This is a genomic window from Candidatus Synechococcus spongiarum (genome assembly GCF_900047545.1).
Classification (GTDB): Bacteria; Cyanobacteriota; Cyanobacteriia; order PCC-6307; family Cyanobiaceae; genus Synechococcus_B; species Synechococcus_B spongiarum_C.
In genome coordinates this window covers 1-5,039 of record NZ_FITM01000110.1, presented here as the reverse complement: position 1 = coordinate 5,039, position 5,039 = coordinate 1, and the positions used below count along the sequence as shown (strand labels likewise).

The window sequence follows — 5,039 nt, the reverse complement described above, 5'->3', positions numbered from 1 at the left end:
GGTGGCGAAATCCTCGCTCAGGTGAATCATGGCTGTATCTCCATCCTTGTGGATGGCGAAGGTGCCGGCAGCGTCGGCCTCCCCCTTCTGGAAGGTGCCGCTGAAGATGGGGTCACCCATGGCCATGGGGCCATCCATGTGGTCCTGGGCTTCCTCTCCAGACATCATGTGATTGTCCCCATCAGACTCATGGGACGTGGCCGGTTCCGAACTCCTCTCGGGCATCCTCCCTTGACAGGCAGCCAGTGTGGTGAGCAAAGCAGCCCCCATCAGAAGCTTGAGTGCGTGCGTATGCATGAGCCGAAATGTGATCAATTGCACAATACATGGCTTGGCAGCAGACAACAACAAACCAGCGACTCATCCGGCAGATGATGTTTTCCTGGTGCTCTTGCGACGACGGCGTTGGGGTTCTGGTGGCGGACTCTGACTGAGGGCCCGCACCAACTGGGCCTGGCCGGCTTCCAGCACGGCATCAATGTTTTCCGGCTGACGGCCACCCGCCTGAGCCAGATGGGGGCGCCCCCCACCGCCACCGCCACACCCTTTGGCCAGGGCGCCAATCACGGCCCCGGCCTTCAGACCACGGGCCACCACCTGGGGTCCAAACCCCGCCACGAGGCTCACCTTGCCCGGGGAGGATTCCCCAGCCAGCACCACCACCGCCCCGGGACCCAGTTGGTCCACAAGGGCCTGACCCGCCGTTTGCAGGGCTGCAGGCTCCACCCCATCCAGCCGTTGCACCAGAAGCTGGAACGCGCCATTGGATTGGGCCTGGTCAACCAGGGCCTTGGCCTTGGCCAGCGCCAGGGCTTCCCTGCTTGCGGCCAGGGCTTTGCTGGTGTGTTTCAGTTCGGCCTGCAGGGCCTCGACTCGGGCCACGATCTCCGTGGGTTGTGCCTTGAACCGCTCCCCCAATTCACGGCAGGCCTGGTCTCGAGGTTTGATGTAAGCCAGCGCCGCCGGACCGGCCACAGCCTCAATGCGGCGGATGCCAGCGGCCACACCACTCTCCGCTACCAGCCGCACCACACCGATTTCAGCGGTGTTGTTCACGTGGATGCCGCCGCAGAGTTCCATGGACACCCCAGGAACGTTCACCACCCGCACCACGTCCCCATACTTCTCCCCGAACATGGCCACCGCCCCACGGGCCTTGGCCTCCGCCATGGGCATCTGGCTCACTTCCAGACTGTAAGCCTCCAGAATCCACCCGTTAATCAAGGACTCCATCTGTTCCATCTCGCTGGCCGCCACCGATCGGGGGCAGTTGAAGTCGAAGCGGAGCCTATTGAAGTCCACCAAAGAACCGGCCTGGCAGATGGCTGGATCTACAACCCGCTTGAGCGCCTCGTGGAGGAGATGGGTGGCCGTGTGGTGAATCTGAGCCCGACGCCGACAGAAGTGGTCCACCCGGGTGACCACCACCTGTCCCAAGTGCAGCACCCCTGATACCAGACGGCCCTTGTGCAGAACAAACCCGTCTACTTTCTGCACATCCTCAACGATCATCTCCATGGGTTGACCTGCCGTTGTCGCACCCAGCACCACACCTCGATCTCCCACCTGGCCTCCGGACTCCCCGTAGAAACAGGTGCGCGACAAACCCACCTGCACCGCATCGCCCTGGAGCGCCTGCTGCGCTGCCTCGCCGTTGACGATGAGGGCCACTACCTCGCTCTCGTCATTGAGCTGTTGATAGCCGCTGAAGGGGGTAGCCCCCAGCTTGGCAGCCAGGCCTTCCGCCACACCGCCACGGGTGAGATCCACGTTGACGGCGGCGGCCCTGGCCTGTTGCCTCTGGATCTCCATGGCCGCGGCAAACCCCTCTTGATCCACGCCCAACCCGTGTTCCTGGGCAATCTCCACGGTCAACTCCAGGGGAAAGCCGTGGGTGTCGTAAAGCTCGAACGCCTGGCTACCGCTAATCCGCTCCGGTTGCGTCGTCAAAATCTCGCCGAGGCGCTTTTCGCCCCGCTCCAGGGTGTCACGGAAGCGCAACTCCTCCTGCTTGAGTTCCCGCTTGATGGCAGTCTCCCGTTGCTGAAGCTGGGGGTAGGCCGATCCCGTCACTTTAACCACCACGTCCACCAGGGATTCCAAAAACGGCTCGCGGATGCCAATGAGGTACCCATGGCGGACGGCGCGGCGGATGAGGCGCCGCAGCACGTAGCCGCGCCCCAGATTGGAACTGGTGACCCCGTCGGCAATCAGGTGGGTCACCGCCCGGCTGTGGTCGGCAATGATTTTGAGGGAGGTTTGCTGGTCTGTACTGGCGGCAAGGTAGTCCTCCAGGGGTGAGCGCCGGGCAACGGCGGCCATGAGGGGATAGATAAGGTCCGTTTCATAGTTATTGGGCTTGCCTTGCAGAATCCGGGCCATGCGCTCCAGACCCATGCCCGTGTCGATGTTCTTGTTGGCCAGAGGTGTCAGAACGCCGTCGGCATTCCGATTGGACTCCATGAACACCAGGTTGTAAAACTCTATGAAGCGCTCGTCGTCTTCCAGATTGATGGCCTCGTCACCCTTCTCCGGCTGCAGGTCGTAGTACAGTTCGGAACACGGACCGCAAGGACCTGTGGGGCCGGCACTCCAAAAGTTGTCCGCTGCACCCATGGGCACGATCCGGTGGGGGGCTACTCCCACCGTTTCCGTCCAGATGGACGTGGCTTCCCGGTCCTCGTGGAACACACTCACCACTAGGTGCCGAGGGTCCAGTCCGAATACCTCCGTGCTCAGTTCCCAAGCCCAGCAAATGGCCTGCTCCTTGAAGTAGTCCCCAAAGGAAAAGTTGCCCAGCATCTCGAAGAACGTGTGATGGCGCGCCGTGCGACCCACATTCTCAATATCATTGGTTCGAATGCACTTCTGGGCACTGGTGGCCCGCTGAGCAGGCCGCGGTTTTTGCCCAAGAAACACGGTCTTGAAGGGAAGCATCCCCGCAATGGTGAGGAGGACAGTGGGGTCGTCCGGCACCAGGGAGGCACTGGGCAGCAGGCGGTGGCCACGGGCTGTGTAGAAGTCCAGGAAGGCGAGGCGGATGGCCGCGCCACTACGGGGCTGCTGTTGTGCCGACAACATGATGGCTGGGGACGGGGATGCCTTCATGGTGGAGAAGCATAGTGAAAGGCGATGACTCCGCAGTCCCAAGGAACTGGTCATGGCCTGCCATGATCTGGCAAGTTAAGGGGAAGCACCGCTGACCACCGCCTTCAGCCAGGGTCAGGGTGTGCCACGTCTCATGCTTTTCGACCAAAGGGGTCTATGAGCCTTCTGCACGCGCTATGGGACGGCGATGGTCTTGTGCTGTGGGCTGATGCCTGGTGTCTGGTGGATCGACAGACTCCTGTGGAGGAACCACTGGTCCACCCTTTTGCCCTCTCGCGGCAGGACTTGCACCGTTGCCTGACCAGCCAGCAACGCCTGCCGGAGGCCCCTCTGCAACCTGTGGATCGTCTGCTGAGCTTGCCCAGTCGGGATCTGCGCCGCTCCCGCCGCCGGCGGCGCGCCAGCAGTGGCAGTGAGTGGGAAGTGTGGAGCGGCCTTCCCCTGCTTGCCGGAGAGGCCATCCCTGAGCAGTGTCAATGGTGGCCTTGGCGCATTGAAGGGCTGAAGCTGGCCATGGCGGATCTGCCCACGTGGCTCAATGCACTGCCCCTCAGTGGCGAGCACCCGGACCTGGGGGATGAGCTGCGCTGGTTGGCCCATCTACAGCGCTGGTGCCTCAGCCTCGTGGCTCGTGGCCGCTGGCTGCCTGTGGTGGAGGCCACAGGGGATCACTGCTGTGCCCGCTGGCAACCGTTGATCAATCGCGAGGATGACCGGTATCGCCTGGAAACCATGGCATTACACATGCCCCAGGCACTGCTCTCCGGTCAGGAGCCGCTGAACACCCTGGCCTGCCGTCGCCCCGAGCAGCAGCGCCTGCAGGTGGCCAGCATGGTGGCGGCCCTCCTGGACACCCAGATGCGTGCTGCCTTCACGCCGCTGGAGGAGGGCCTGGATGAGCTGTTGGACAGTTGGCAGCAGGCCCTCGCCTCCCCGGAGGGCTTTCTGGCCAGCAACGGGGATGGGGTGGAGCGCCTGCAGGCGGCCACCAACCACTGGCGCCAGGTGGTCATGGGCCAATTGGCGCCAGCGCGGGCCTGCCTGGAACTGCAAGCCCCCACACCACAGCAGGGAGAACAGGACAGTCACCACTGGCCGCTCCGCTTTGGTCTTCAAGCCGCTGTTGATACCGGTCTCTGGCTGGATGCCGAGGCCGTTTGGGCCGCTGGCGACAATGCCGTCCACATTGGTGAAATCCCGGTGGACAAGCCCAGCCAACTGCTGCTGGAGGGCCTGGGTCGGGCCCTGTCCGCCTTTACGCCCCTTGAGCGGGGACTGGAGGGCGCCACCCCGTCCGGCATGAGCTTGACGGCGGCGGAGGCCTTTGTGCTGGTGCGCACCGCCAGCCGTCGCCTGCGGGATCTGGGGGTTGGCGTCAAGCTCCCTGCCACCCTTAGCGATGGCCTGGCCGGGCGCATGGGGCTGGCCATCCAGGCGGATCTGCCGCCAGAGTCCCAGGGCTTCAGCTTGGGAGAATCTCTGCAATGGCGCTGGACCCTGATGATTGGCGGCCAGCCCATCACCCTCAACCAACTGGAGCGGCTGAGTGCCCAGAAGAGCCCCCTAGTGAACCACGGCGGGCAGTGGGTGGAACTGCGCCCTGGCGACATCAAGGCGGCGGAAGCGTTCTGCCTAGGGGAACCACGGTTCAGCCTGGAAGACGCCCTGCGGCTGGCTGGTGACGACTCGGAGGCTCTGCAGCGGCTGCCGGTGCATCGCTTTGAGGCGGGACCACGGTTGCAGCAGGTGTTGGAGCAGTACCATCACTACAAGCAACCCGACCCCCTGCCCGCGCCGGAAGGGTTTTGCGGCCAGTTACGCCCTTACCAGGAGCGGGGATTGGGCTGGCTGGCCTTCCTCTATCGCTTTGGTCAGGGGGCCTGCCTGGCGGATGACATGGGTTTGGGGAAAACCATTCAACTGCTGGCCTT

2 protein-coding genes are annotated in these 5,039 nt (G+C 63.6%); one reads left to right on the top strand and one right to left on the bottom strand.

From position 1 onward, the window contains the following. Positions 1-360: 360 nt before the first annotated feature. A complete protein-coding gene (gene alaS, locus FLM9_RS04755; RefSeq protein ID WP_081340200.1) occupies positions 361-3,081 on the bottom strand; it encodes an alanine--tRNA ligase in 2,721 nt (906 codons plus the stop codon). A 183-nt stretch (positions 3,082-3,264) separates the two neighbouring features. Between alaS and FLM9_RS04750 the strand changes: the two genes are divergently transcribed. Continuing rightward, the coding region (locus FLM9_RS04750; RefSeq protein ID WP_306806791.1) for an SNF2 helicase-associated domain-containing protein at positions 3,265-5,039 on the top strand (1,775 nt) is incomplete at its 3' end.